We start from the raw sequence: 26,364 nt of genomic DNA on the forward strand, positions 1-26,364 counted from the left end.
GGCCGTATCGACGGCTTCCGACCAGGGCTGGCGCCGCCCGCTCCTGGCCTGGCTGGGCGTGCAGCGCCTGCGCGCGGAGCAGTCCGGCGACCAGCAGGCAGCGCAGCGCATCGGGCGCCGCATGGACATCGTGGAAAAAAGCGGCAAGCCGCTGTAGCAGCCGAGGGTCTGGCAAGCGCGCTTGCTTGCCCAGGTGGCCTCAATCCGGGGCCAGCGGCCGCTCATGCCAGACGGGGAATGCGCCACCATGACGGCAAAAAACTGCTGCGGCATCCACTGATGCCGGCCGACCCTGCCTTGCCCTTATGGGAACGTTAATTCCAGACCAAGCATGCTGACACAGAAGAAGGTAACGATCCCCAGGCTCAGGAGCAGTAGCACGAAGATGGCGACCACCTTGCCGCTCGCGCGCAGCACCGCGCGATTCTGCTTCGCCTTATCCTTGTCTTTCTTCCCTTGATCGTAATGCCACTTGATGGCGTAGAACATACCCGTGCAGAGCACGAGAGCCTTGAACGTCACGAAGACTATAGGGGTCCAATCCATCATTTTGCATCTTTCCAGTTATTACTTGACACTATCTATCATGCGGGGCACACCCTCAAAACGCTGCGTCAACAGCGTCGCTTTTTTCAAGCCATCCGCAGGCATCCGGCCCCCATCTTTCATTATAGCCAGCCATGAAATACCCATGGCATGCAGCGCAGTGATGTGCCGAATCCGGGTGTGAGAGGAGAAAACGTCGGCGCCTGGCATGCAAGAAGGTATTGCCGCAGGTTCTGATGCATACTACTTGAAAACAATATCCATACATTGAGACAAAATGTCCCAGTTAAAAACCATGCAAGATGGACATTTAGCCATCTGGCTGCCGCGATTGGCAGGGAACAAAGGCCCACGGGGTTTTACGGATTGCCGATGCGTCCGCCGGTGGCAGGCGGGTCGCCGACACCGGGTGCGCGCACGGCAACGCCAGGCGCCGCAAGCCGTATTGCCCGCCATCCTCGAGCTGGCATGAAGTCCACGCCACCAGCGGATGGCGTGGACTTCGACGACCTGTTGCAACAAGGCTTGTCGCACGTTGCCATTGCCCGCCTTCCATGGCGCATCGCCGCAAGGCCGCCGGCAACGCATCGGCTGGAAGCATGCCGCGATTGTGTCAGCTGTTCCTGGCGGCCGGGCACGGCATGTCGCGGTAGAAGACAAAGCCGCCCAGGCCGATGGCATCCGTGTCGGCCTTGACGCCATACACCAGCGTATTTTGCTTGCCGTCGATGCGCAGCAGGTTCTTGTGCAGCACGACTTGCGCATGCGACAGCTCCAGCGAAGGCGTGGGCGCCAGCTGCAGGCTCAATTCGGACGTGGCGGGATCGTACGTCCAGCGGCCCGGATTGAAGAAGGCGAAGCCGCCATCGAAGCGCAGGCTGCCATCCTTGAACTGGGTCAGGCAAATGCCGGGAAATTCGCTGGGCGGGTTGTACCAGGTGGCGGCCACGGCGGCATTGGCCGGCGTCTTGCCCGGCATCTGCATGCCGGTATTGCCGCTCTGCCCGCCCATGCCGGCGCAGCCGGCCAGCGCCAGCGCGCACGCCAGCATGCCGCTGCGTGTGATGATCTTCTTGTGCATTACCGTCCCCTTGCTTTATAGAAACACAATCTTAAAGGGGGATGGCTGACCGGACAAGCGGCCAGCGCACATAAGGCATATTTAGTTGTCGCCGGCCGCCCTGGCCGCCGCTTCGCGCAATTTGTCTTTTTTACTTTTGCGCGCGCCCTTCACGCCGCCATGCACCGTATCCGTGACGCTGCTCACGGGCGCGGGCAGCTCCGTCGGCTCGAAACCGGCCACCACTTCGCGCACGATACGCAAGTCGTTGCGGTTTTCGATCAGGCGGAAATGCGCTTCCGTATCGGCCGTCACGAAGCTGACGGCCGTGCCGCTCTCGCCCGCGCGGCCCGTGCGGCCGATGCGGTGCGTGTAATCGACGGCGGAACGGGGCAAGTCGTAATTGACGACGGCCGGCAGGCCCGCGATGTCGATGCCGCGCGCCGCCACGTCGGTGGCCACCAGCACTTGCAGGCGGCCCGCCTTGAAATCGGCCAGCAGCTGGCTGCGCGTGCCCTGGCTGAATTCACCGTGGAAGGCGCCCACGTGCAGGCCCGCGCGCTGCAGCTTGTCGGCCACGTGTTCGGCCGCATACTTGGTGGCGACGAACACCAGCACGCGCTCCCACTGGTGCTGCAAAATCAAATAGCGCAGCAGCTGCGTGCGGCGCGGCACGTCGACGGTGATGGCGCGCTGCGCGATGTCCGGCTTGTCCTGCGGCTCGGACGCCACTTCGATGCGCACGGGGTCCGCCAGCAGGCTGTCGGCCAGCGCCTGCACGCTGTCGGGGAAGGTGGCCGAGAAAAACAGGTTTTGCCGCTTGGCCGGCAACAGCGCCAGGATGGCATTGATTTCTTCGGAAAAGCCCATGTCCAGCAGGCGGTCGGCCTCGTCGAGCACGAACAGCTGCACGCCGCCCAGTTTCACGGCGTTCTGGCGCACCAGGTCCAGCAAGCGGCCCGGCGTGGCAACGACGATATCGGCGCCGCCGCGCAGGTCCATCATCTGCGGATTGATCGACACGCCGCCGAACAGCACGGAAATTTTCAGCTTGACGGGCAGCGGCTTGGCCAGCGCATGCACCGTCTGCCCCACCTGCGCCGCCAGTTCGCGCGTGGGCACGAGGATCAGCGCGCGCACCTGGCGCGGACCCGCCGCGGGTGCCATCAGCGCCTGCAGCAGCGGCAGCGCGTAGGCGGCCGTCTTGCCGGACCCCGTCTGCGCCGCGCCCAGCACGTCGCTGCCGCGCAGGATGGCGGGAATGGCGGCCGCCTGGATGGCCGTCGGCGCTGCATAGCCGGCCTTGTCAACGGCGCGGACCAGGGCGGGAATCAGACCCAGTGAGGAAAATGGCATAGCGGGCCTTCTTGATATTTGTGCGTAAAGTGAGACCGGCCGCGAAAGGCGGCCGGTCGGAATAGCGACAGTATAAAGCAAGGGTGCGCCTGGCCGGACAAAATGCTCGGGGCCGGGCGCCATGCCGCGGACAGTACGAGGGTGCGGCAAGGCGATGGCAACAACGCCCGAGGATGTTATCGGCTACTGGCGCGGCATTTGCAGTTTTGGGTAGCCCGCTTCATCATAGCCCGGCATGCCGCGGCGGATGGCGTGCGAGAAATCCGCATCGTCATTCGCCGCCCGCGCGCGCGCCGTAATGTGGCCGCCGTCGCGCAGCTGCTGGAAGCTCAGGCCGGGCACCAGGCCCTTGACGTCGAACAGATAGCGGTCCAGGTAGCCGGAAGCGAGCAGGCGGAAGTCGACGGGCAGGCCGGGCACGATGCGGCGCACCATCTCGAAGACGATGGTGGTGCAGTTGGCCGTCAGGGTGTTGTAGAACTGCGGCTGGCGCTTCAGCGATTCCGCCTCGTCCAGGTAGGCGAGGAACAGCGAACGCATGGCCGCCTTGGGCATCATCACGCGGTACAAGTGCATGTCCTCGCCCCGTGCATTCGTGCGCACGCGCAGGATGTCGCGCTCGTCAGCCGCCACCAGGCTCATTTCAAAATGCTTGAAGAAGCCGCCGATGGCGGAAAAGCTCTCGCCCTTTTCCTTGCGGATCTCGATGGAGAACGTCAGGAAGCGCCCGTCCGCGAAGCCGAACGAAATCAGGGTATGCGCGATGTAGGGCCCGGTCCAGTACGACAGCGCCGTGTCCACCGTGCGCAGTTCGTCGAGGTTGTAGCTGCGCTGCTCCCACTTGACCGTGTAGTCGTCGTCGCTGCGCCAGTCGAAATTGCGCACATTCTCCAGCGTGGCGGTGCTGCCCTTCACGGTGCCCGTGACATTGCGCGCCACGTCGTCGGCCCACACGCGCTGCTGCTTCGGCGTGATCAAGCTCCACCACAGCAACAGCAGAATGAAACCGGCCGCATACGGCAGCAGCACGCGCGCGTCGCCGCGCAGCCACCACAACGCCACGCTGGCCACGCCCAGCGCGCCCCACAGCAAGGCGCCGATGCCTTGTGCGGCCGTGCCGCCGGACAGCTGGTACCACAGCGCCAGCGCACCCCACAGGGCAGTCAACAGGATAATCAGAGTAGCGGCCATTTTGCCGATGGTGCCCAGCACGGAGCGGGCACGGTGTGATAAGAAAGTCATGCCCCATTATAGGTGTAAGTGAAGATCGGCAAGTATTTCGCTGTACCAGGCCAGCCAGATCAGCGCGGCATCTTGCAATGATGGCATAATGGCCTCTTTGGCAAGCCGCTGGCGGCGTGCTTCAGCGACAGGGAGCAGCCAGGCCGACGGCGCCATCGCCTGCGTCACGGAACAGACGTGGATGGACGGCGCTGGCCGCCAACTGGCACGCGTCTCGATGCACGCTCCATGGGGCGTGGCATCCGTGGCGGGCATATCCATTTTTAGCGTACTGGCCGCGCAACTGGCGCGCCAGTGATTTCGCACCGGCCACCCGCAAGGCAACGACAGAACCTCCGATGAAAAAGTACCTTTCACTCTTGCCGGCACTGGCTAGCCTCTGCCTGTCCACCGCATGCGAACCGGCGGCGCGCGGCGGCGTGGCATTCCACCTGCAGAACGCTGGCGCGGAGCCCATGCGCCAGGTGGTGGTGCATGTCAGGGGCAGATCCTATGCCGTGGGCGATATCGCCGCCGGCGCCAGCGCCTCCGTCACCTTGCATCCGCGCGGTGAATCGCATATCGAACTTGCCCAGCCAGGCCGCCCCAGGCTCGTCGTCGACTGCTACATGGACAGCGGCTACACGGGCAGCATCCACGCCAGCGCCACGACGGAGCGCATCGTGGCGGTCGATGCTAAGGTCCTTTTCGCGGCTTACTAGCGCCTCGCCCATTCCATTCACCGCCGCCTCAGGAGTCCCCCATTGCAGCCCCCTTCCCTGTACGCCTTCGCCGGCAGCCTCAATTCCCTTTTCATTGTCGTCAGCCTGTTTGGCCTGTGGTCGCAGCTCAAGAAAATCTGGCAGCGCAAGCACGATGCCAGCGTTGGCGCCGGCAAGAGCACGGACATTTTGTCCATCAACCAGTTCACCGTCAGCTTCCTCGCGTATTGCGCCTTCTTCGTGTATGGCTATTCGATCACGCCGTTCAACCACTACATCGTCTGGCCGCGCCTGGTCGCGTCCCTGATCGCGCTGGCCATCCTGTGCGAGATTTACCGCGACCGCCGCAGCGCGACGGCCCGCCATGCGCTGCTGGCCTGCGCGCTGCTGCTGTGCGCGGGCCTGGCGGGCCTCGCCTTCGGTCCCACGTTCACGGATGAAAAGCGCGCGGTCTCGCAAAGCCTGATCGTCGCCGTCACCGTGCTGCTGGCGCAGGGCTATGCGCACCAGATCCGCTTGATCTGGCGCTCGGGCAAGACGGGCGCCGTATCGCTGAAAATGAGCCAGTTCATCCTGGCGATGGATGTCAGCACCATCTTCTTTGCCTGCGTCATGGGGCTGGCAACCGGCTGGCCCTTGCTGCTGCTGGCCTGCGTCAGCGCCACGACCAAATTGATCATTATGTGGCTGTTCCGCTGGGAAAAAATCAGCCCGGCCGCACGCATGAAACGCCAGGCGCTGGCCTGCGGCTAAAATAAGGCATCGCCACCTTGCTGAAAGCGCCGCCATGCATGCTCCCATTCCCATCCTGCGCATCTTTTCCGAAGAAAAAGCGCGCGAGTTCTACCTCGGTTTTCTCGGTTTTACCCTGGACTGGCAGCACCGCTTCGAACCCACGGCGCCGCTGTACCTGCAGGTGACGCGCGGCGAACTGGTGCTGCACCTGTCCGAGCATCACGGCGACGCCACGCCGGGCGCGGCGCTGCTCATTCCCGTCGACGATATCACCGCCCTGCATGCGGAATTGCGCGACAGGGATTACGCATATGCGCGGCCCGGCATCCGCGACGAGGACTGGGGCCGCATCCTGGAAGTGGCGGACCCGTTCGGCAACCGGCTGCGCTTCTGGCAGCGCGGCGAATAGCGCTTACTGCCCGCTCAGCGCGCGCATTTCCGCATACAGGTTGGCCTTGCCCTCGAAGCCGATGCCGACCAGGTCCGGCATGGTGATGTGGCCGTTTTCCACCCTGACGCCATCGGGGAAGCCGCCGAAGGGCTGGAACAGGTCCGGATACGATTCATTGCCGCCCAGGCCCAGGCCCGCCGCGATATTCAAGGACATCTGGTGGCCGCCGTGCGGGATGCAGCGGCTGCGCGACCAGCCATGCTGGTGCAGCATGTCCAGGGTGCGCAGGTATTCCACCAGGCCGTAGCTGAGGGCGCAGTCGAACTGCAGCCAGTCGCGGTCGGCGCGCATGCCGCCGTAGCGGATCAGATTGCGCGCATCCTGCATGGAAAACAGGTTCTCGCCCGTCGCCATCGGCTTGTCGTAATAGCTGCGCAGGGTCGCTTGCAGCTCGAAGTCGAGCGGATCGCCCGCCTCTTCGTACCAGAACAAATCGTACTGGCGCAGCGCCTTGGCGTAGGCGATCGAGGTGTCCAGGTCGAAGCGGCCGTTGGCGTCCACGCACAGCTTTTGCCCGTCCTGCAGCACTTCCATGATGGCGTCGATGCGGCGCAAGTCCTCATCGAGCGAAGCGCCGCCGATCTTCTTCTTCACCACCGTGTAGCCGCGGTCGATATAGCTGCGCATCTCGTCCTGCAGCGCACTCAGGCTCTGGCCCGGATAGTAGTAGCCGCCGGCCGCATACACGAACACCTTTTTGTCCGGCACGCCCGTGCCATGGCGCTCGGCCAGCAGCTGGAACAAGGGCTTGTTCTCGATCTTCGCCACGGCATCCCAGATGGCCATGTCGATGGTGCCGATGGCCACCGAACGCTCGCCGTGGCCGCCCGGCTTTTCATTCGTGTACATGCAGTCCCACACCTTGTGCGGATCGAGATTGCCGCCGTCGTCCGTGACGAGCGAAGCGGGGTCGGCGTCGAGGATGCGGGGGATGAAACGCTCGCGCATCAGCATGCCCTGGCCGTAGCGGCCATTCGAATTGAAGCCGTAGCCGACCACTGGCTTGCCGTCGCGCATCACATCCGTGACGACGGCCACCAGGCTTAAGGTCATCTTCGTGAAATCGATGTAGGCGTTGCGGATGGGGGAAGAAATGGGAATGGTCCTTTCGCGGATTTCAACGATTTTCATGCGGGTCTCCTGTGGCTGAAAACAATGACGCCAGCTTACCCGCGATATGGAGTCGTATAATTGACACAAATTTAAACCATTATTCACTTCAGGTTAACAATGAAAACTGACGCCACCACGGAAATGGCCTTCTTTGTGCTGCTGGCCAAGCTGGGCAGCCTGTCGGCCACGGCGCGCGAGCTGGGCATCACGCCGCCCGCCGTCAGCAAGCGCTTGACGCTGATGGAGCAGCGCCTGGGCGTGCGCCTGCTGAACCGCAGCACCCGGCGCATCAGCCTGACGGGCGATGGCGAAAGTTATTTGGCACAGGCGCGGCAGATTCTCGACGATATCCGCGCCATGGAAGAGTCCCTGGCCAGCGGCAGCGCGCAGCCGCGCGGGCTGCTGCGCGTGAATGCCACCCTGGGCTTCGGCCGCACGGTGATCGCGCCCCTGCTGTCGCAATTCGCCCTGCGCCACCCGCAGCTGGAAGTGCAGCTGCAGCTGACGGACAGCCCCATCAACCTGGTCGAGCAGGCGTATGACCTGGGCATCCGCTTCGGCGACCTGCCCGACACGCGCCTGTCTGCGCGCAAGATCATGTCGAACCGGCGTTTCCTGTGCGCCTCGCCCGCCTACCTGCAGGCGCACGGCGCACCGCAAACGCCGGACGAACTGGCGCGCCACCGCTGCATCGTGCACCGGCAGAACGACGACGCCTACGGCATCTGGCGCCTGAGCAAAGGCCGCGCCACGCAGACGGTGAAAGTGCGCGGCACGGTGGCCAGCAACGACGGCGACGTGGTGCTGGGCTGGGCGCTGGACGGCCACGGCATCCTGCTGCGTTCGGAATGGGATCTGGCACGCTATCTCGACAGCGGCCGCCTGCGCGTGGTGCTGCCCGACTACACGCTGGCGCCGGCCGACCTGTATGCCTACTACCCGAGCCGCCATCAATTGCCCGCCAAAGTGCGCGCTTTTATCAATTTTCTCAGCCAGCAATTGCAGCCGGAAGCGGCCACGGCAGCCGAATCAGGTTAAACTACAATATTGCGATATGGCAATATTATGAAGGAGTAGGTTTTGCTAGTCATACTCGGATTTCTCGTCGTGCTGTTTTCCGTCTTCGGCGGCTTCGCCATGCAGGGCGGGCATTTGGGCGCCCTGTTCCAGCCGCTGGAACTGCTGATGATCGGCGGCGCCGCGCTGGGCACCTTTTTTGTCGGCAATGACGCCAAGGCCATCCGCGCCACGTTCGCCGCCCTGCCCACCCTGTTCCACAGTTCGCAATACACGAAATCGCGCTACATGGAGCTGATGGGCCTGATGTATGAAATCCTCAGCAAGATCCGCAAGGAAGGCCTGATGTCGGTCGAGGACGATATCGACGACCCCTACCGCAGCCCCATCTTCGTCAAGTATCCGTACACGCTCGGCGACGAGCACATCCTGGAATTCATCACCGATTATTTACGCCTGATGGTGTCGGGCAATATGGATGCCTACCAGATTGAAAACCTGATGGATAACGAGATCGAGACTTACCACGAGGATGCGGAAATGCCGATCCAGACGATTTCGCAGCTGGCCGACGCCATGCCCGCCTTCGGCATCGTGGCCGCCGTGATGGGCGTGGTGCACACCATGGCCTCCGTCGGCTTGCCGCCGGCCGAGCTGGGCGTGCTGATCGCGCAGGCGCTGGTGGGCACCTTCATCGGCATCCTGCTGGCCTACGGCTTCATCGCGCCACTGGCCAGCTTGCTGCGCCGCAAGCACCATGAAACGGCGAAAATGTACCAGTGCGTGAAAGTCACCCTGCTGGCCAGCCTGAACGGCTACGCGCCGGCGCTGGCCGTGGAATTCGGCCGCAAGGTCATTTCCGCCACGGAACGCCCGTCGTTCAGCGAACTGGAAAACCACGTGCGCCAGGTCAAGACGCGCACCTGAGGCAGCCCTGGAAGATCCTTGACCTGATCATCATCGACATGAAGAGGGCAAGTGCCATACCGCACTTCCTCCAAGAAATAAGCGATCGGCAAGCGACAACATGGCGCCGCTTGCGGCAGCCTGGCGCGAGGCGAAGCAGCACTCTGCCGGCAAGGGGCGCAGCGCCGACGATGTCCGCTTGATGGCCTTGGCAAACCTGCATCGTGAATACGCCGGGGCACGCACGAGCGACGAAGTCCTGGCTGCATTGGGCGTCTGAGCGAATACGCACCTGGCTGCTCCAGCTCGCGTATCGCGTGGCTGCCCTCCTTGCGCCATAGGTAGCGGCCGGGGGCGAATGATATAGTGGCGGAAATGTATACACTGAAAGAAACTGCCATGAAAAACGACGCGACCGTTCGCCCGCAAGCAAACCAGGCACCTGCCAGACTCAGCAAAGGGGACTTCGTCACCGTGCTGCGCAAGCAGTTGCAGGAAGCGGCAAAGGCCGGCGAGACCAGCGTGGACATACGCGCCGCGAACCTGCACACCGAGGTTGGCGTTTATCCCGCGCGCGGCCACTCGATGCCGACCTGTTGCACGGTGATGTATGAGGAAATGCAGCCCGGTGACGAGATACTGCTGACGCCACCCGGCGGCAAAGGACCGACGCTGCTGGTCCGGTATAAATTCCCACGCTGACAATCGCGCTCTCAAGCTACTGGAAGCGATGCGGAGCGCTAATCAGTTCCGTCCGCTTCCGCCATAAAGCGGACGTCCAAACCCAGCTGACTCAAACGAACAGCGTGCGTTTTCCATTTGGTAGCGTACTGGCCATGTCGGAAAAGCCTCGGTAGAAAAACGGGATGTTATCGGCCCCGTCACAGCTCAACCGACTACGTATTCTTGCCCAGGTAGCAATGGCAATGTGCGTCTCAGGTTCGCCGACAACCAGCACGGGGCCTCGCTCCTCGTCGAGCCATGCGTACTCACCGCCGTACCTGGTGCGTGCAACCTCAAGGACGTAGCAAGCAAAGAGCTGAACTAAACTTGAACTCTCGGCCTGGGACATTTCATCGAGGTAGCCCGAAGCTTCCGCCAGCATCTCTTCCACGATTGAAAGGCTGTTCTCAGAGAAATCCAGACGGCCGCTCGACCGGTCATGAAAGGTTTCTATGGCGCGCTTCGCCGTATCGACTACATCTTGCAGAATTGTTGTCATCAATTTCGTTCATTGAATTTGAGGTTAATACAGTCGCGCATGTCCGGTTTTGGGCGGTTTCAGCCTTATATTTTATTGCCAACGGATTTTCCATCCAGACTCGGCAATGAACTGAGACACGCCACTCAAAGTCTCCACCCATGAATCAAAAGCACGATATGGATTTGGACCACCACTACCGTCCCACCATTCAACGATGAAATAGCCTCCTGTCTTTTCCGGGTCATGCTCAACTCGAACCTGATGAGTTGGATGCTCAGAATTCATGATAGTTCCTGTTGTGTTAATTTTTACCATATCCATCTCTGCTCGACGCGGTTTCACTATCTTTCGTCCGTCTGCTCCTGAGCGCTCGCCGACGTTGGCAGGTTCCGCCTCATTCCAGGCGTTCGCCAAGGCGTTCCTCCAATCCGTCCTTCCGCCACACAATTACCATAAAATCAATGCCACTGCTTTGGATTAGTCTAAATGAACCATTCCGTCCCAACCCGGGGGTGGCGCTGTCCCGGGCCACCGTGAGTCGACCTTGGGCTCATTCGCACACAGGGAGTTCATAACGAATTTACCGCTTGGCACTGCACGACAATCCCATCTCATAGCACCTCGATGAGAAATTTCGTCCCATGCCACGCCAATATCGCTCGGTAAAGGGAGCCGTGATTTTTCTGCGTCCGGGAATGTATATTGCACTACCTTAGTCACGTTAGCGGCCCAAGGTGCCCCATTGGCAACAGCAACAGGCGCCGCTGCGGGTTGAGATGCCGAGCACCCAAAGAGCGCACTTGTCCCGATGACCGCTACTACCGTCCCAAAATACTGTTTCATCGTAATAACGTCCTGTTGTCGAATTCTTGCCCGATCTGCGCAGTTCCGCTTTGGGCTAGCTGTTGCCTGAACTACCGAAGTAGGCGGATCAATGAAGTGCGTTCACAGCGTCCTGGATATCGCTGAGCCACTTCCACGTATTGCCGCACAATGCTGTTGCGTCATTGGGCGTTGGGGTTTCTCGATGCTTTTCGCCCCGTTCTCCAAGCCGTTCGCCGCCATCGATCTTTGCCACCAGCTTACGCGCGCCCCCAGGTTTCCAGGGAGCCAGCGAGCTTGTAGTCGGCAAGTCCATAAAGCAACATCTCGTCTGCTTGCAAAACCGTCGGCTGCTTTTCTGCCATTTATGGCGCCGTGGCCGCCTCTTCCGGGCAGCTGAGCTCTTCCTCCTGCGTATATAAAGTCATCGGCACGCGCTGGCCGTCGACTTCCAGTTCGCGTACTTTCGGCGGCACCAGCTGGAATTCGCCGGCCTGCAGTTTTTCGCGCAGGGGTTTGCAGCGCAAGGCGTCGGCGGGGAGCTGTCCGCGTGCAGTCCAGCTGCCATCGTCCTTCTCAGCCAGCAATACCGACGAGGCACGAGGGTCATTGCTGATCAGCAGCACTTCCTGCTTGCCGTCGCCATCGAAATCGAGCAGGTAGGCGTCGCACTGCTGCCCTGCCCGCTTCAGACAGGCGGGCAGGCGCCAGGCCGGGCCTACCTGCGTCCAGTCCTGGCGCACGAAGCTTTCCGGCAATTTCGCCGTCGCCGGGCGCAGGGTAAGGTTGATCGACACGTCGCTCAGGGCGCCCGTCTCGTCGAGGCGGTTCTGGCGCTTGAGCATGGCCGTGGCGCGGGCACGCACGATGGCCGCATCCGGCCCTTGCGTGCGTGTCGTCAATTCCTGCAAGGCCGCCTGGCCGTAGCGGGCGCCCTCGAAGCGCAGGTATTCGAAATCGAACTTGTCCACGCTGACCTTGCCGCTGTCCAGGCGCGCCATCTGGCTGGCCACGGAAATGCGCGCCGGGTCCGCCAGCGGCGAGAACAGCGCGAACAGCACCAGCAGGGTGACGCCGGCGGTGGCGACGTTGACGTTGGCGATCAGGTGCAGCCAGTCGCCATACTTGCTGGCGGCCCAGGCATAGCCGACGGCGTAGCACGTGGCGATCAATAGGCAGGCGGCGGCGATCAGGCGGTCGGCCGTCCAGCCATGCGACATCACGCGCAGGGTCAGCGCATAAATCGCGATGCCCACCACCCACGGCAGCAGCAAACAAGCCAGGCGCGTGCCCAGGCGGATGCCGCGCGCCACGCCATGGCCCACTTCGCCATTCTGGAAGGCGGCATTGATCAGCACGACCAGCACGCCGGCCATGCCCAGCAGCACGGAGGCCGCGTGGCGCGTGGCCCACAGGCGCTCGAAGCCGATGAAGGGCAAGGTCAGCAGGAAACCGGAGACCAGCACGGCGGCGATCGGCACCAGCCACGACAGCAGCACCAGCAGCAGGGTGCGAATGCCGCGCACGATGGACGGGCGCACGTCCGTGATGTGGATGGCGAACGAGAAGGCGAAGCAGATGACGGGTATCACGAACCAGGCCTGGCTCAGCAGTTTCTTCAGGAAACTCAGCTTGATCAGCAGGAACAGCTGCCCGCCCAGCCACAGCACCAGCCACAGGCCCAGCACGAACAGCAAGGAAAACAGCAGTTGAATGCCCAGCTTCCAGGCAATTTCAAAATAGGTCGGGTAGCGGGCGATGCGCCGGCCATCCTGGGCGCTGGCCAGCACCAGCGCGTGGGCGATATAAAAGCCCACCACGCTGAAACCGAACAGCTGGGCGGAAATCACGCGCAAGGGCGCGCCCGGCTTGTAGTTGCCCCAGATGACGTGCTCGGCGCCGCGCGCCACGTCATGCCAGGCCAGCACGGCCATCACGGCCGCCGCACCCGCCATCCACAGGACGATGCGCTTGGCCGACATGTGGCCCAGGCTGGACACAAGCAAAATGGGCAGCAGCAGGCTGACCAGCATCAACGGGCCCAGCAGATAAGCTTCCGTGGCGGGCCAGACCTTGTCTTGCGCCGTGCTGTACAGCCAGTACAGCAGCACGCCTTGCAGCAGGCCCGTCACCAGACGCGTTACCGCGATGCGCGGCGCCACCACCGGATCGAGCAAAGCCATGTTTTTTCCAGCGGCATCCTGCTGCATAGTCATTCCTTTATGAATCATTATTGCCATGCATTGCTGTATGGCATACAGGCGCATTATTGCATTTCGTTATCGTCATCTCAACAACGATTCGTGCGCATGCCCGCCTGGCGCACCTTCGCCGCGGCGCAACGGCAAGCTCTGCGCGAGGCCCCAGGCCAGTTCCGGCACGAGGAACAGCCATAGCAAGGGCTGGCCCGTCGCCAGCAGCGCCCACGCCATCCAGGTGGAAAACAGGTAGCGGGCCGCCGCGTCGAAGCGGCCGAAGCGCGGCTGCGGGTCGAGTATCCGCAATACCGACCAGACCAGCACCACGCTGCCCAGCAGGCTGCTGATGAGCAAGTGGAACGGTCCGAAGTCGGGCAGCGGCACGCCGCCAAAGCCCACGTTAAGGGCGCTCAAGTGCTCGCGCAGCAGCAAAAACGTCCACGGCGTGGTGAACGGGGCAATCATGAGCACATCATAAATGGCGCTGGCGCGCACCACGCGGCGAAAGGCGGAAACGGACAACATGGCAACTCCCAATCAGTGGAAAGCGCTCATGATCGAGCTTGGAGTACACTCCATGGTCAAGCATTTTATGAAAGATGGAACAATGCAGATCGGCGAGATGGCGCAGGCGACGGGCTTGAGCCGCGATACCCTGCGCTTTTATGAAAAGCGCGGCTTGCTGCGCGCGCGGCGCGGCGCGAACGGCTACCGCGATTACCCGCCAGAAGCGGCCGACTGGTTGCGCTATTTGCGCACGGCGCAGCAGCTGGGTTTTACCCTGGCGGAAATCGAGGCCGACATGCCGCTGCTGGCCAGCGCCGGCGATCCCGCCACGGCGGACCTGCTGCGCACGGCCCTGGCCCGCAAGCTCGGTGAAATCGATGCGCGCATCGCGGGATTGACGCAGTTGCGCGGCGAACTGGTGCTGCGTATGGGGCCGGCAGCGCCCGCGTGCCCGCTGCGGGGAGACGCCGATGCGAATCAATAAACTGCTGCCCTGGCTATTCCTGCTGGGCGCAGGCGGCACGCAGGCCGCCGCGGCCGAGCTGGCCTGCGGCGACTTCCTTTCCCAGCTGGGCAAGAAGCCCACGTATCTGGTCTACCAGGGGTGCCAGCAAAACATGGAACGCCAGGACCAGCCCTTCGAGGCACGCTACCACGTGGATGGCACGCATGCAGGGCAGGCGGAAGCGTACATGCGGCGCACCTATGGCTTGCCCCGGCTCAAACGTTATTGCTGCGCCTGGGACAGCTCGCGGCATTCCTGGCGCGACCGCCGCACGGGCTACGGCTACGCAATGGTGATGGCAACGGGCGAAACGCTGGTCAGGACGCGCGCCGACTGGCCGCGGATCGCGCGCTTTGTCGTGCAGGTCGACGGCTACGCGCAAGATCCCTGAACAATAAAAAACCGCCTGTGCGGTGCAGCAGGCGGTTTGATGCGGAAAAAAACTGGCTTACTTGGCGGCTTTGCGGCGGCGCAGGAAACCCATCAGGCCAAGGCCGGCCAGCAGCATGGCGTAGGTTTCCGGCTCCGGCACGGCGGCCATCACGGACACATTGTCGATCACGGCACCCGAATAATTGTCGTACGGCGTGCCCGCCTGGGCGGCACTGGCAAACGACAAGGTCGCCAAGCCGGTGGACGCGGCGGTGAAGCTCAGGGTGTTGCTGTACAGGGTGTTCGAGGCGGCAGCCGTCGAGTAGAAATTGCCTGCCGCGCCACCGAAGCTGACGGCCACGCCCTGGCCTGCCGGGCCGCCGGGATTGCGCGCCATGTCAAAGCTCAGGTTGTAGGTCTGGCCGGCCACGACATTGAAATCCTGCGACAGGAAACCGGGGCCTGGCGTGCCCAGCATGTCGATGCTATAGCCGCTGATGGCGTTGTAGGCATTGTGGATCAGGTCGACGGAACCGCCGCCAACTGTCCAACCCATGATCGCGATGGAACCGCTATTGACCACCTGGTAACCGTCGGAAAACGCGTAGCCGGGCACCATGATCTCGAATTCGCCATTCGTGATCAGGTTGACAGGGCTGGCGCTGGCCGTACCGGCGGCGAACAGGGCGACAACTGCAGCGATGGTGGCGATTTTCATGGGTTATTTCCTTGCCTTGGCGATATTAAAGTTACCTTAAGTGAAATCATATCCCAGTATGAATAAAAATCAAAGAAATTTGCAAAAAATATATTAAATGTAGATATTATGTAACGCTTATGGCGGTTGCCGCCGCATAAAAAAAACGCGCCAGGCGGCGCGTTGGGTGATATGGGCGATGGCGGCTCAATCGAGTTCCTGGCGCGCCACCAGGATGCCGTCGGCATCGGCATACACCCAGTCGCCCGGATGCACGGCCACGCCGCTGATTTCAACGCGCACGTCGCGCTGGCCCGTGCCTTCCTTGTTGCTCTTGCGCGGATGGGTGGCCAGGGCGCGCACGCCCAGCTGGCAGACATTGATTTCCTCGCTGTCGCGGATGCAGCCGTGCACGACGATGCCGGCCCAGCCATTGCCCTCGGCCAGCACACCCAGCTGGCCGCCCACCAGCGCGCGGCGCAGGCTGCCGCCGCCGTCGATCACCAGCACATGGCCCTGCCCCGGCGTTTCCAGCGTGCTGCGCACCAGGGCGTTATCTTCAAACACGCGCAAGGTGGTGGCCGGGCCGCTGAAGCGCACGCGCTGGCCAAAGGCGCGGTACACGGGCGGCAGCACCGCCAGGGTGCCATCGTCCAGCATGGCCGCATAATCGTCGCACAGATCGGTGGTGGCAAAAGTCATGCTCGCTCCAGGAAGTGAATGAATGGTTTCGGATGGAAACGATTCTATGCCTTTTGCAGCGCTGCGGCACGCGTTTTACCGCCGACACCGACGGCAGTGGCAATCGCCAGCGCCTGGAACACGCCGATGAAGAAAAACAGCAGGGCCGGATGGTTGCCGTCCATCAGCGCGCCAAAGAACAGCGGACCGACGGCCAGGCCACTGTCGAGGCCGGAATACACGACGCCATACACGCGTCCCGTCGCATTCTTGGGCGCCGCCGCGCGTATCATCAGATCGCGCGATGGGCCCGCCACACCGGACGTCAGGCCGATGGCGCCCATCAGCACCACGGCGCCCCAGACCGGCACGACAGCCATGCCCAGCAGCACGGCCAGCAGCGCGGCGGCGGAAAAAGCGATCGCCACGTTGCGGTCCGGCTGCTTGCTACGCGCCCCCACCACGCCGCCGGCCAGCATGCCCACGGCCGAGGCCAGCATATAGGCCGTGTAGGCGCTGGTGGCCAGGGCCAGGCTCATGCCGTACAGCTTGACGAGGGCCACGCTGGCGAAACTCTGGATGCCGCCCAGGGCGATGGCGGTAATGAAGAAGAAGGCAAAGCACATCCACACGGCCGGCAGGCGCAGGAAGTCGAGCGTGCCTTCGCCGCTGGCCGCCGCGCCCCGCGCGGCCAGCTTCAGCGGCTCGGGGCGGATGGCGTGGCGGTTCAGGAACAGCACCAGCAGCACGCCGAACGGCAGCACGGCCGCGCACTGCAGGGCCACGCGCCAGTCATAATGCGTGGCCACGTAGGTCATGAACAATGGCGCCAGGGCCCAGCCGATGTTGCCGCTGATGCCATGCACGGAAAAGCCGTACGCCACGCGGGCGGCCGAGACGCGCTGGTTCAGAATCGTGTAATCGGCCGGATGGAACACGCTGTTGCCCACGCCGGCCAGCATGGCGCCCAGCATCAGGGCCGTGTAGCTGTGGGCGGTGGACAGGGCCAGCGCCGAGACGCCCAGCAGGAAGACGCCGGAAAACAGCACGGCGCGCGCGCCGAAGCGGTCGACGACAAAGCCGGCCAGCGCCTGGCCCACGCCCGAGATGATGAAGAACACCGTCATCAGCAAGCCCAGTTCCGCATACGACAGGTTGAACGCGGGTTTCAGCCAGACGAACAGGGCCGCCAGGATCAGGTGGTAAAAGTGCGACACGCCATGCGCCAGGCCCACCAGGCCGATGACGCGCGCATCGCTGCGCAATGAGGGAAGTTCGGATGGCGAGTTAGTTGTTATCATGTCATACCCTGTCTTATACTGGTGAAGCTCAAGTGTATGCAAAATATCATCGTCTGTTTTCCGACAGGACGACATAATTTATCGAATTAAGGCCAAGCTGATGGGTGTACCTATCCTCCACCATACCCGCATGTGTCCGCCACGGGAAGCGCCCAGCGCGACCATTCCCGTGACCATGATCGCGCGCGACCTGCAACCCGATGAATTTCTCTCGCCGCACACGCATCCGTGGGGCCAGGTCACCATGGCGCTCGAAGGCGTGCTGCGCATTACCGCCAACAACAGCAGCTGGGTGCTGCCGCCGATGCGCGCCATCTGGATCGCGCCGAACGTCGAGCATGCCGTCACGATACTGGAAAAAACCCGCTTGCGCCCCCTGTGCATCCACGCCGGACGCGCGCCCTTCATCGGCCGCGACTGCAAGGTGCTTGAAGTGTCCAGCCTGCTGCGCCAGCTGATCATGGCGCTGGAACAGCTGGACCCGGGGCAGGAACCGGCGCGCGAGGCGCTGCTGGCCGAGCTGATCCTCGACGAATTGAAACGCTCGGCCACGCGCCCCATCCGCGTGCCCTTGCCCAGCGACAAGCGCCTGAAAACCCTGTGCGACGGCCTGATCGACAAGCCCGGCTCCAACCAGACGCTGGAACATTGGGCGCAGCAAGTCGGCGCCTCGGAACGGACCCTGGCGCGGCTGTTTGAACGGGAATTGGGCATGAGTTTTGGCCAGTGGCGCCAGCAGGTGCGCCTGGCCCATGCGGCGCCCCTGATCGCGCGCGGCGTGCCGCTGTCGCAGGTGGCCGAAGAACTGGGCTACGCCAGCCAGTCGGCCTTTTCCGCCATGTTCAAGAAAACGTTCGGCAGTTCGCCGTCGGCGTTTTTTGCACAGGCCGGGCGCGCCTGACAGCGTAGTCAGAGCATATTCAAGGCCAGGCGCGGCAACGCCGCCCTGCGTGGCGGCTGCCGCGTCAAGCTGGCTCAGGCCATGAAATCGAACAGGGAATTCTTGCCGGTGTAGCCCGGCAGCGCCGAGTTCGTCCCCATCTGTTCCTGCGCCGAATACGCTTTGACCAGCGCCTGCGCCTGCGCCGTCAGCGCCTTGGCCAGCACGGCTTTCTTGTTGGTCAAGGTAGTGATCTCCTTGCCGACCGTTTGCACTTCCTTGCGGATAATGCTCGTTTCGCCCGTCAGCTCGCCGATCTTGCTGGCGAACTGGTCCGCCACGCCCTTGCCGTTATTGGTAAACAGCTTGCTGACGGCATCGGGATCGGCCTCGATGGCGGCCTTGAGTTTTTTGTCGTCCAGCACCAGCTCGCCGCTCTTGCCCAGGGTCACGCCAGCGCTGCCCAGCACCGACGACGGCACGCCCGTGCTGGCCGTGCGCAGCACCTGCTCCATCTGCGAGCGCACTTGCCCCAGGGCCGTGTCGGACTTCAGGTCGCCCTGCTGCAAGCTTTGCAGCTTGCTGTTAAGGTCGTTATACGCCGTGACGAAGCTGGCCACGTTGCTGGCGATCTGGCTGTTGTCCTTGGCAATGACGAGGTCGGTGATGCCCTTCTTCTTCAATTCGATGGTGGCGCCTTCGACGGCCGTCGTCAGGGTATTCGTGGCGCTCTTGATTTCCTTGCCGTCGATGGTCAGCAGCGCGTCCTGCGCGGCAGCCGTCTGCTGCAGGCCCTTGCCGGAGCCGGGCGCATAAGACAGCAAATTGCTGACGGCCGCGTCGCCGGAAACGCTGATGCGCATGCTGCTGTCGGCGCCGCTCTTGCCGTTGATGGCCAGCGAGTAGCCATCGGCGCCCTTCACCACGCTGGCGTCGACGCCCTGCTGTTTCAGGGCGGCGGCGATACCGTCCAGGCTATTGTTGCTGCTGTCGATGGTCAGCGAAATGATCTTGCCGCTGCCGGCCGTGAATTGCTTGCCGTCGGCCGTGCCCACTTCGATCTTGACCAGCGCGGACGCGCCCGTGCCGATCGCCGCGCTCGAAGATTTTTGTGCGCCGCTGAGCAGGGTCTGTCCCTGCGCCAGCTGCTTGATGTTCATCTCGTAGCTGCCGCTGGCGGCCTTGTCGGTGGTGGTGGCGCTGACGACGTCCTTGGTGCTCGACGTGGCCGAGGTGGCCAGGCCGCTGCCGGCCATGTTCTTGGCCACGGTCTGGAACTTGGCCAGCGCCGATTGCAGCTGGCCCAGGCCGGAGAACTTGGCCTGGTCGCGCGCCAGGCTGGCGTTGAGCTTGACCACGCCCGTGTTCTGCGATTGCATCTGGCGCTCGACCTTGGCATATACGTCGGCCGAGATATTCGTCTGCGTCGTCTGCTGCGTATTGTTGGTGTAGGCCCTGCTGTTGATGGTCGAGTTAAACATGGTGGCTTTCATCCTGTGAAGGTATGCTGCCCACGGATCAGGCTTGACCGTGCGCTGCGTCTACAGGAGATGAGGCGGCATGCGCTCGGGGCGCGGCAGCGTCGTCTCCACTGATTGACAATTATGCAGCATGGCTAAAAGATCAAAACAGCGAGCAGAGCCATGTTTACCGCCGTGCAATGTGTTTGCACCATTTTAGCGCATTTAAAAAGTGGCGCTTGAGAAATGTGCATCGCTGCAAGCCTTGCCGCAGACAGGACAAGCAGTCCGGTCAAGCGGGGGCTGGCCGCAACGGTTTTTCCCGGACTCCTAGCGCATGAATTTGGAGATGGCGCTGCTGACGGCCATATCCAGGTTCATGAACGTCAGTCCCACCTTGAAACCGGCGCTGCTGAAAATACAGTGTGATACAGCCGTGCGCGCTTCGATGATGTGCGCCCTGCCGTCATAAAACAGCTCGAACAGCACCTTGCCCTGCTTGCCCGTGGGCACCGGATCGGCGATCACGGCCGACATGCCGCCCGGCCCCACATCGAGGGTGCGCGCCGCTACTGGCCCTGCCCCATCCATGACCAACATTGCCTTGGCACGCAAAATCTTGCGTGCGCCCTGCCTTTGCTCAACTGACACTGTATTCCGCTTCTCTATCAATTCATTGTCGATGCGGATTCACGGGGTGAATCCATCGGACAAATATTATAGTTCCAAACGGAAATTTTGTTTGACTTGTCTCAAGCTTGGCATTTACACCATACCAACTCTTACTCGTGGTCGCGCAGCTTGTTGAACGCTTCATCGATACGCTCGACGCCGATGACCTTGAGGCCTTCGATGACCTGCTTGGGCAGGTTGGACTTGGGCACCACGGCAAGGGTAAAGCCCAGCTTGGCCGCTTCGCGCAAGCGCTCCTGGCCCCGTGGCGCGGGGCGGATTTCACCGGCCAGGCCCACCTCGCCAAACACCACCAGCCCGCGTGGCAGCGGCTTGTTGCGCATCGACGAGTTAATTGCCAGCAAGACGGCCAGGTCGGCGGCAGGCTCCGTGATCTTCACGCCGCCCACCGCGTTGATGAAGACATCCTGGTCAAACGCGGCGATGCCCGCGTGGCGGTGCGCCACGGCCAGCAGCATGGCCAGGCGGTTCTGTTCCAGGCCGACGGACAGGCGGCGCGCATTCGGCAAGTGGCTGGTATCGACCAGCGCCTGGATTTCCACCAGCAAGGGCCGCGTGCCTTCCTGCGTCACCATCACGCAGGAACCGGGCACCTGGTTGTCGTGCTGCGACAGGAACAGGGCGGACGGATTCGACACGCCCTTCAAGCCCTTTTCTGTCATGGCGAACACGCCCAGTTCATTGACGGCGCCGAAACGGTTCTTGATGGCGCGCACGAGACGGAAGCTGGAGTGCGCGTCGCCCTCGAAATACAGCACCGTGTCGACGATGTGTTCGAGCACGCGGGGACCGGCCAGCGCGCCCTCTTTCGTCACGTGGCCCACCAGAATGATGGTCACGCCCGTCTGCTTGGCCGCGCGCGTCAGCTGCGCCGCGCATTCGCGCACTTGCGCCACGGAACCGGGCGCCGAGCTGAGGGCGTCCGAATACACGGTCTGGATCGAGTCGATGACCACCACTTCCGGCTTCAGGTCATTCAAGGTGGACAGGATCTTTTCCAATTGGATCTCGGCCTGCAGCTTGAGTTCCTTGGCGTCGATCACCAGGCGCTTGGCGCGCAAGGCGATCTGCGCGCCCGATTCCTCGCCGCTGACATACAGCACGCGCTTGTGATGCGACATATTCGCCAGCGCCTGCAGCAGCAGGGTCGACTTGCCGATGCCGGGGTCGCCGCCGATCAGCACCACGCCGCCGGCCACCATGCCGCCGCCCAGCACGCGGTCGAATTCCTCGATGCCGGTGCCGAAACGGGGCACATCGATGGCGTCGATATCGTCAAGCGACAGCACGGGCGCCGTCTGCGCCAGCGACATGTGCTGCGGATTCGAATAGCGGTTGTTGCCGCCCGTCTCGGGCAGGCTTTCCACCATGGTGTTCCACTGGTTGCACGAGGTGCATTGCCCCATCCATTTATTGCTGACGGCGCCGCAATCGCTGCAGGTGTAGACGGTCTTGACTTTTGCCATGGTGTATTTTGCTCGGTAAAGTGATAATGCTGTTTATATATACAGTGGATTCACAGTATATACAAACAAGGCGACGAGGTCACGCCTCGATCACCGGAACGCGCGGCGCCAGTGCGCACATCAGCTCGTAGCCGATGGTGCCGGCGGCCAGCGCCACCTCGTCGATCGGCATGCCCTGCCCCCACAGGGTGACGGCGCTGCCGACCTGGGCACCGGGCACCTGCGTCAAGTCGACCATCAGCATGTCCATCGAGACCCGGCCGATCAGTCCCGTGCGCACGCCATCGACCAGCACGGGCGTGCCTTCGGGCGCGTGGCGCGGGTAGCCGTCCGCGTAGCCGCAGGCCACCACGCCCACCTTGATGTTGCCGGCCGCTTCATAGCGGCTGCCGTAGCCGACCACTTCGCCGGCGGCGATATCCTGGATGCCGATGATCTGGCTGCGCAAGGTCATAGTAGGGAGCAAGCCGAATGCCTGCGCCGAGGTGCCGCCGGGAGCGCCGCTGGGCGTGCCGCCATACAGCATGATGCCGGGACGCACCCAGTCGCTGTCCAGCTGGTGCAGCAGCAGGCCGGCCGAATTGCACAGGCTGCGCGGCAAGGCAGTGCCGATGCTGGCGGCGCCCGCCTCGAAGCGCAGCATCTGCTGCGCCAGGGGCAAACGCGTGGGCGCCGCCTCGTCGGCATTGGCGAAATGCGTCATCAGGGTGATCGTGCCGATATGCGGCATGGCGCGCAGGCGCGCATACGCGGCGGCCACGGCGTCCGGCGTGAAGCCCAGGCGGTTCATGCCCGTATTCATCTTCAGGTGCACGTCGATGGTGCCGGGCAGGCGCGCCGCTGCCAGCATGGCGATCTGCTCATTGCAATGCACGCTGCCATTCAGCTTGTGCTGCGCCATGACGGGCAGGTCTCTGGCGTCGAAAAAACCTTCCAGCAGCAAGATGGGTTTGGTCCAGCCCAGTTCGCGCAAGCGCACGGCGTAATCGACCTCGACCAGCGCCAGGCCGTCGGCATGGGCAAAGCCGCGCATGGCCCGTTCCAGGCCATGGCCATAGGCGTTTGCCTTGACGACGGCCCACACCCTGGCGCCGCGCGCGCAGGCGCGGGCACGCGCCAGATTATGTTGCATGGCATCGAGATGGATGCTGGCGATGAGTGGCCTGGGCATAAGCGTCGTGTACGGCGAGTGGGAAAGCCGTATTTTACCGGATGCACAGGTCGCGGACACGGCAGGCGCCCACGGTCGTGTGCAGCGGACATCATTTATAAAATGCTCACATGTGATGTATTTTTCTACGGCAGAATAATTAAGGTTCGCTTAGGCAAATCTCTGCAAAGCAGGCCCCTCCAAACTTGGGGTTTGCCGTTTTTTCGTGGTATAAAGCAAGCCAGATATGATTTCAGGCATTCCAGAATGAATCGTGGTTTTTATACCATCATGGCGGCGCAGTTCTTTTCCTCGCTGGCCGATAACGCCCTTTTTTTTGTCGCCGTCGATTTATTGGTGTCCATGAAATCCCCGGCGTGGATCACGCCGCTGCTTAAACTGTCGTTCGTGCTGTTCTACGTGCTGCTGGCCGCCTTCGTTGGCGCCTTCGCCGATGCGCTGCCCAAAGGCAAGGTCATGTTCATCGCCAACATGGTCAAGATCTTCGGCTGCGCCCTCGTCTTCTTCCATGTACACCCGCTGCTGGCCTACGCCGTCGTCGGCTTTGGCGCGGCCGTGTATTCGCCTGCCAAGTACGGCATCCTGACGGAATTGCTGCCGCCGGAAAAACTGGTGGCGGCGAATGGCTGGATCGAAGGCCTGACCGTCACCTCCATCATCCTCGGCACCGTCATGGGTGGCGCGCTCGTCAGCGGCCACGTGTCCGACATGCTACTGTCCTTCGACTTCCCGCTGATCGACACGGGCATCACCAACAAGACGGAAGCGGCCCTGTGCGTGGTGGTCGCCATCTATGCGCTGGCAACCCTGGCCAACCTGAAGATTCCGGACACGGGCTGCGTGTATCCGCACCAGGAACGCAATCCTATCAAACTGATTACCGATTTTGCCAATTGCTATTCCATCCTGTGGAAAGACAAGCTGGGCCAGATCACCCTGGCAGTAACGACCCTGTTCTGGGGCGCCGGCGCCACCTTGCAGCTGATCGTGCTGGAATGGGCCAAGCAGTCGCTGAACATGCCCTTCGACAAGGCGACCAGCCTGGTGGGCGTGGTCGCCATCGGCGTGGCCGCCGGCGCCGTGCTGTCGGCACGCTTCATTCCGCTGCGCAAGTCGCTGACCGTCATTCCGCTGGGCATCGCCATGGGCGTGATCGTCATGATGATGACGCAAGTACACTCCGTGTGGATCGCCTACCCGCTGCTGATATTGATCGGCGCCCTGTCCGGCTTCTTCGTCGTGCCGATGAATGCCCTGCTGCAGCACCGAGGCCACGTGCTGATGAGCGCAGGCCACTCCATCGCCGTGCAGAACTTCAATGAAAACCTGTCCATCCTGACCATGCTGGCCGTGTATTCCATCATGATCCGTTTGCACCTGCCGCTGAACATCATCATCACCCTGTTCGGCCTGTTCGTCGCCGGCACCATGTTCGCCATCATGCGCAAGCACAAGCTGAACCAGGCTGAACATGACAATCTGTCTTTGATTGGCGAGCAGAAGCATTGACAACGGTGGTGTCGGATTACGCGGCGTTGCCGCTAATCCGACCTACCTGACTGAGCGCGATAATTTGTCGCTGATTGGTGAGCAGAAACACTAAACCCAAGCAAGGGCTGGGGTCAGACCTTGAGGGTCTGATCCCGGATGTCGTTTCGGGTTACTCGTTTTAAATCGGCAAGGTACCTGCCAGCCGCCGCGCGGCAGCCTGCTGCGTCCAGTCATGGGGCACGACAAAGCCGCGCGTGCGCTCCACTTCCCAACCTTCGACATTCTCCACGGCGGCCACCAGTACCGGCTGCGCCAGATCTCCCAGTTGCGCCCGCAAGGCCGCCACATCAAACACTTCCAACTCGCGTCCCTTGAACGGCGCCAGCCATTGCAGGCGCGGCAGCACCACGTAGCGCTGCGCCGGCAAGTGCGCCGGCGCGCACCAGAAGCCATGTCCATGTTCCCGGGAAATACCGTCCATGCCCGGCGCGGTGCCGATGGCATAAAACAGCCAGCCCTTGATCAGGGCCTGCGCGGCGCGCACGGGCTGGGCCAGCAGGCTTTGCGCGGCCGGGTGGCGCGACAGGGCCAGTTGCTTGTCGAGTATCTTGCGCATCTTCAAGCCCAGGGTATCGGCCAGGTTCGGGCCGATCAGGTGGTTGAAGGTACCGGGATCGGGTGCGCCTTGCAGCAGATAAAACTTGGTGGCGAATTCCCAGTGCAGCAAGTCGCACCCGTCATGCAGCAGGTAATCAAACTCGCCCACCGTGTCATTGCGGTTGATTTGCACTTGCAAGCCATGCGCGTGCAGCAGTCCCTGCTGCTCAAAATAAAAGGCCAGCAGCTTTTCAGCGTACAGGCCCAGGCGGGAATAGAATTTCGGGCCCAGCGCCGCATCGAGTGGCGACGGGTCGTTCTGCAAGGCTTGCAGCCACGCGGCCACGGCAGGCGTGACGGGCGGCAGGCTGGCGATGCGCCCACCCCAGTGGGGGCTGGCCGGGTCGAGCAGGTCAGGCGAATCGAGCAGCCAGGCCAGCGCGCGCACGCGCGGGTGCGTCAGATGCCCCCAGCGCTGTTCGAAACGGGCCTGGAAGGTGGCAGAGGTCGCAGCGGCCGTATCACTCACCGTGCGCGCTTTTCGCCAGGCACAAATCGGCCCAGGCACGCGCCTTGGCCTTGCCCGTTTCATCCTGCAACAGCATTTCCGGATGGAAGGTGGCGATGACGGACGCGCCGCCCAGCTGGCGCACCGTGCCGCGCACGGGCTTTTCGCCGGGATTGATGCCGGCGGCGGCCATCGACCCCAGTGTCAGGATGGTGCGCGGCTGCAGCAGGGCCATCTCGCGCTCGACATACGGGCGGCAGGCGGCCGACTCGGCCTCGGTTGGCAAACGTTCCTGTCCCGCCTCGTCCAGCGGACGGCATTTCAGCAAGTGCGTGACATACGCCTCGCTGGCCGCGTCGACGGCGATGGCTTTCAGCATATTGTCGAGCAAGATACCCTGCTCGCCCGGCAAGGCGCGGCCTTCCCGCTCTTCCGCGCGCGAGGGGCTGCTGGCCAGCATCAGCCAATCGGCCTGGCGGTTGCCACGGCCCATGACCACGCCCTTGCGCGTCTTGCACAAGTCGCAGCGCGCGCATTTGGCGACGGCCGCCGTCAAGCCATCCCAGTCGAGGGCGGCGATATCGGCATCGCTGAGCTGCCTGGCGGGCGGTGGTGGCGGCGCGTCGTCGAACCAGGCCGTGTCATCGGGCGCGGCAGCCGGGGCTGGCGCGGCTGGCGCGGCTG

30 protein-coding genes are annotated in these 26,364 nt (G+C 62.8%); 12 read left to right on the forward strand and 18 right to left on the reverse strand.

The window, feature by feature from the left end:
• Positions 1-303: 303 nt before the first annotated feature.
• The 4 genes from JaAD80_RS21965 to JaAD80_RS21985 form a co-directional block, all read right to left on the reverse strand.
• Positions 304-549 carry a hypothetical protein gene (locus JaAD80_RS21965; protein WP_102297419.1) on the reverse strand — a complete coding sequence of 82 codons (246 nt, stop codon included), beginning with the start codon at positions 547-549 and terminating at the stop codon, positions 304-306.
• Positions 550-1,159: 610 nt separating this feature from the next.
• Entirely contained in the window at positions 1,160-1,627 is a 468-nt protein-coding gene (locus tag JaAD80_RS21975) for a hypothetical protein (RefSeq protein WP_102297424.1), read from the reverse strand.
• Between the two features lie 81 nt (positions 1,628-1,708).
• Positions 1,709-2,962 carry a DEAD/DEAH box helicase gene (locus tag JaAD80_RS21980; protein ID WP_102297426.1) on the reverse strand — a complete coding sequence of 418 codons (1,254 nt, stop codon included), beginning with the start codon at positions 2,960-2,962 and terminating at the stop codon, positions 1,709-1,711.
• A gap of 183 nt (positions 2,963-3,145) precedes the next feature.
• Entirely contained in the window at positions 3,146-4,204 is a 1,059-nt protein-coding gene (locus tag JaAD80_RS21985; RefSeq protein ID WP_180979531.1) for a DUF4105 domain-containing protein, read from the reverse strand.
• 88 nt (positions 4,205-4,292) lie between these two features.
• On the opposite strand from JaAD80_RS21985, the gene JaAD80_RS30430 reads away from it, so the two are divergent.
• The 4 genes from JaAD80_RS30430 to JaAD80_RS22005 are packed head-to-tail and all read left to right on the forward strand — an operon-like array spanning position 4,293 to position 6,049.
• Positions 4,293-4,502 carry a hypothetical protein gene (locus JaAD80_RS30430; protein ID WP_146012477.1) on the forward strand — a complete coding sequence of 70 codons (210 nt, stop codon included), beginning with the start codon at positions 4,293-4,295 and terminating at the stop codon, positions 4,500-4,502.
• 40 nt (positions 4,503-4,542) lie between these two features.
• Complete coding sequence (locus JaAD80_RS21995) at positions 4,543-4,905, forward strand: hypothetical protein (RefSeq protein ID WP_102297435.1); 363 nt, start codon at positions 4,543-4,545, stop codon at positions 4,903-4,905.
• Between the two features lie 42 nt (positions 4,906-4,947).
• Positions 4,948-5,658, forward strand: coding sequence for a hypothetical protein (locus JaAD80_RS22000; protein WP_219726863.1), 711 nt, complete (start codon positions 4,948-4,950; stop codon positions 5,656-5,658).
• Positions 5,659-5,692: 34 nt separating this feature from the next.
• On the forward strand, positions 5,693-6,049 hold the full coding sequence (locus JaAD80_RS22005; RefSeq protein ID WP_102297437.1) for a glyoxalase superfamily protein: 357 nt from the start codon (positions 5,693-5,695) through the stop codon (positions 6,047-6,049).
• 3 nt (positions 6,050-6,052) lie between these two features.
• On the opposite strand, the gene JaAD80_RS22010 is transcribed toward JaAD80_RS22005, so the two are convergent.
• Positions 6,053-7,222 carry a mandelate racemase/muconate lactonizing enzyme family protein gene (locus JaAD80_RS22010; RefSeq protein ID WP_102297440.1) on the reverse strand — a complete coding sequence of 390 codons (1,170 nt, stop codon included), beginning with the start codon at positions 7,220-7,222 and terminating at the stop codon, positions 6,053-6,055.
• 99 nt (positions 7,223-7,321) lie between these two features.
• Here JaAD80_RS22010 and JaAD80_RS22015 point away from each other — a divergent pair, with 99 nt between their 5' ends.
• From JaAD80_RS22015 to JaAD80_RS22025, 4 genes are all read left to right on the forward strand, one after another.
• Complete coding sequence (locus JaAD80_RS22015; protein ID WP_102297443.1) at positions 7,322-8,242, forward strand: LysR family transcriptional regulator; 921 nt, start codon at positions 7,322-7,324, stop codon at positions 8,240-8,242.
• A 42-nt stretch (positions 8,243-8,284) separates the two neighbouring features.
• Positions 8,285-9,148: a flagellar motor stator protein MotA gene (gene motA / locus JaAD80_RS22020; protein WP_102297446.1), complete on the forward strand. Its 864-nt coding sequence runs from the start codon at positions 8,285-8,287 to the stop codon at positions 9,146-9,148.
• 100 nt (positions 9,149-9,248) lie between these two features.
• Complete coding sequence (locus JaAD80_RS30840; protein WP_180979532.1) at positions 9,249-9,407, forward strand: hypothetical protein; 159 nt, start codon at positions 9,249-9,251, stop codon at positions 9,405-9,407.
• Positions 9,408-9,526: 119 nt separating this feature from the next.
• Positions 9,527-9,829, forward strand: a complete 303-nt coding sequence (locus JaAD80_RS22025) for an HNH endonuclease (protein WP_102297484.1) — start codon at positions 9,527-9,529, stop codon at positions 9,827-9,829.
• A 91-nt stretch (positions 9,830-9,920) separates the two neighbouring features.
• Here JaAD80_RS22025 and JaAD80_RS22030 read toward each other — a convergent pair whose 3' ends face one another.
• The 4 genes from JaAD80_RS22030 to JaAD80_RS22040 form a co-directional block, all read right to left on the reverse strand.
• Complete coding sequence (locus JaAD80_RS22030) at positions 9,921-10,349, reverse strand: hypothetical protein (RefSeq protein WP_102297447.1); 429 nt, start codon at positions 10,347-10,349, stop codon at positions 9,921-9,923.
• Positions 10,350-10,421: 72 nt separating this feature from the next.
• A complete protein-coding gene (locus tag JaAD80_RS30435; protein ID WP_146012478.1) occupies positions 10,422-10,745 on the reverse strand; it encodes a hypothetical protein in 324 nt (107 codons plus the stop codon).
• A 773-nt stretch (positions 10,746-11,518) separates the two neighbouring features.
• Positions 11,519-13,363: a DUF4153 domain-containing protein gene (locus JaAD80_RS22035; RefSeq protein WP_258003120.1), complete on the reverse strand. Its 1,845-nt coding sequence runs from the start codon at positions 13,361-13,363 to the stop codon at positions 11,519-11,521.
• 75 nt (positions 13,364-13,438) lie between these two features.
• Complete coding sequence (locus JaAD80_RS22040) at positions 13,439-13,876, reverse strand: hypothetical protein (protein ID WP_102297450.1); 438 nt, start codon at positions 13,874-13,876, stop codon at positions 13,439-13,441.
• Positions 13,877-13,958: 82 nt separating this feature from the next.
• On the opposite strand from JaAD80_RS22040, the gene JaAD80_RS22045 reads away from it, so the two are divergent.
• Complete coding sequence (locus JaAD80_RS22045; protein WP_102297453.1) at positions 13,959-14,342, forward strand: MerR family transcriptional regulator; 384 nt, start codon at positions 13,959-13,961, stop codon at positions 14,340-14,342.
• A complete protein-coding gene (locus JaAD80_RS22050) occupies positions 14,329-14,754 on the forward strand; it encodes a DUF4952 domain-containing protein (RefSeq protein ID WP_102297455.1) in 426 nt (141 codons plus the stop codon). The genes JaAD80_RS22045 and JaAD80_RS22050 overlap by 14 nt, the downstream gene beginning before the upstream one ends.
• 57 nt (positions 14,755-14,811) lie before the next feature.
• Here the strand turns inward: JaAD80_RS22050 and JaAD80_RS22055 are convergent, their stop codons facing one another.
• From JaAD80_RS22055 to JaAD80_RS22065, 3 genes are all read right to left on the reverse strand, one after another.
• Positions 14,812-15,453 carry a choice-of-anchor C family PEP-CTERM protein gene (locus JaAD80_RS22055; protein WP_102297457.1) on the reverse strand — a complete coding sequence of 214 codons (642 nt, stop codon included), beginning with the start codon at positions 15,451-15,453 and terminating at the stop codon, positions 14,812-14,814.
• Positions 15,454-15,639: 186 nt separating this feature from the next.
• Complete coding sequence (rraA, locus tag JaAD80_RS22060; protein ID WP_102297459.1) at positions 15,640-16,134, reverse strand: ribonuclease E activity regulator RraA; 495 nt, start codon at positions 16,132-16,134, stop codon at positions 15,640-15,642.
• 44 nt (positions 16,135-16,178) lie between these two features.
• Positions 16,179-17,414: an MFS transporter gene (locus JaAD80_RS22065; protein ID WP_102297462.1), complete on the reverse strand. Its 1,236-nt coding sequence runs from the start codon at positions 17,412-17,414 to the stop codon at positions 16,179-16,181.
• Between the two features lie 100 nt (positions 17,415-17,514).
• On the opposite strand from JaAD80_RS22065, the gene JaAD80_RS22070 reads away from it, so the two are divergent.
• The gene (locus tag JaAD80_RS22070; RefSeq protein WP_180979533.1) at positions 17,515-18,315 is read left to right on the forward strand and encodes a helix-turn-helix domain-containing protein; all 801 of its coding nucleotides are present in this window, start codon (positions 17,515-17,517) and stop codon (positions 18,313-18,315) included.
• A gap of 74 nt (positions 18,316-18,389) precedes the next feature.
• Here the strand turns inward: JaAD80_RS22070 and fliD are convergent, their stop codons facing one another.
• The 4 genes from fliD to alr form a co-directional block, all read right to left on the reverse strand.
• The gene (gene fliD, locus JaAD80_RS22075; RefSeq protein ID WP_102297488.1) at positions 18,390-19,775 is read right to left on the reverse strand and encodes a flagellar filament capping protein FliD; all 1,386 of its coding nucleotides are present in this window, start codon (positions 19,773-19,775) and stop codon (positions 18,390-18,392) included.
• A gap of 309 nt (positions 19,776-20,084) precedes the next feature.
• Complete coding sequence (locus JaAD80_RS22080) at positions 20,085-20,405, reverse strand: PilZ domain-containing protein (protein WP_258003121.1); 321 nt, start codon at positions 20,403-20,405, stop codon at positions 20,085-20,087.
• Positions 20,406-20,536: 131 nt separating this feature from the next.
• Positions 20,537-21,913, reverse strand: coding sequence for a DNA repair protein RadA (radA, locus tag JaAD80_RS22085; RefSeq protein ID WP_102297469.1), 1,377 nt, complete (start codon positions 21,911-21,913; stop codon positions 20,537-20,539).
• 79 nt (positions 21,914-21,992) lie between these two features.
• The gene (gene alr, locus JaAD80_RS22090; RefSeq protein ID WP_102297472.1) at positions 21,993-23,084 is read right to left on the reverse strand and encodes an alanine racemase; all 1,092 of its coding nucleotides are present in this window, start codon (positions 23,082-23,084) and stop codon (positions 21,993-21,995) included.
• A gap of 246 nt (positions 23,085-23,330) precedes the next feature.
• Between alr and lplT the strand changes: the two genes are divergently transcribed.
• A complete protein-coding gene (lplT, locus tag JaAD80_RS22095) occupies positions 23,331-24,593 on the forward strand; it encodes a lysophospholipid transporter LplT (protein ID WP_102297474.1) in 1,263 nt (420 codons plus the stop codon).
• 160 nt (positions 24,594-24,753) lie between these two features.
• On the opposite strand, the gene JaAD80_RS22100 is transcribed toward lplT, so the two are convergent.
• Positions 24,754-25,701: a DUF1853 family protein gene (locus JaAD80_RS22100; protein ID WP_258003122.1), complete on the reverse strand. Its 948-nt coding sequence runs from the start codon at positions 25,699-25,701 to the stop codon at positions 24,754-24,756.
• A partial coding sequence (locus JaAD80_RS22105; protein ID WP_102297479.1) for a uracil-DNA glycosylase occupies positions 25,694-26,364 on the reverse strand: 671 nt, incomplete at its 5' end. The genes JaAD80_RS22105 and JaAD80_RS22100, both read right to left, overlap by 8 nt.

Origin of the sequence: Janthinobacterium sp. AD80, assembly GCF_002878455.1 — a bacterium.
Taxonomy (GTDB): Bacteria; Pseudomonadota; Gammaproteobacteria; order Burkholderiales; family Burkholderiaceae_D; genus Janthinobacterium.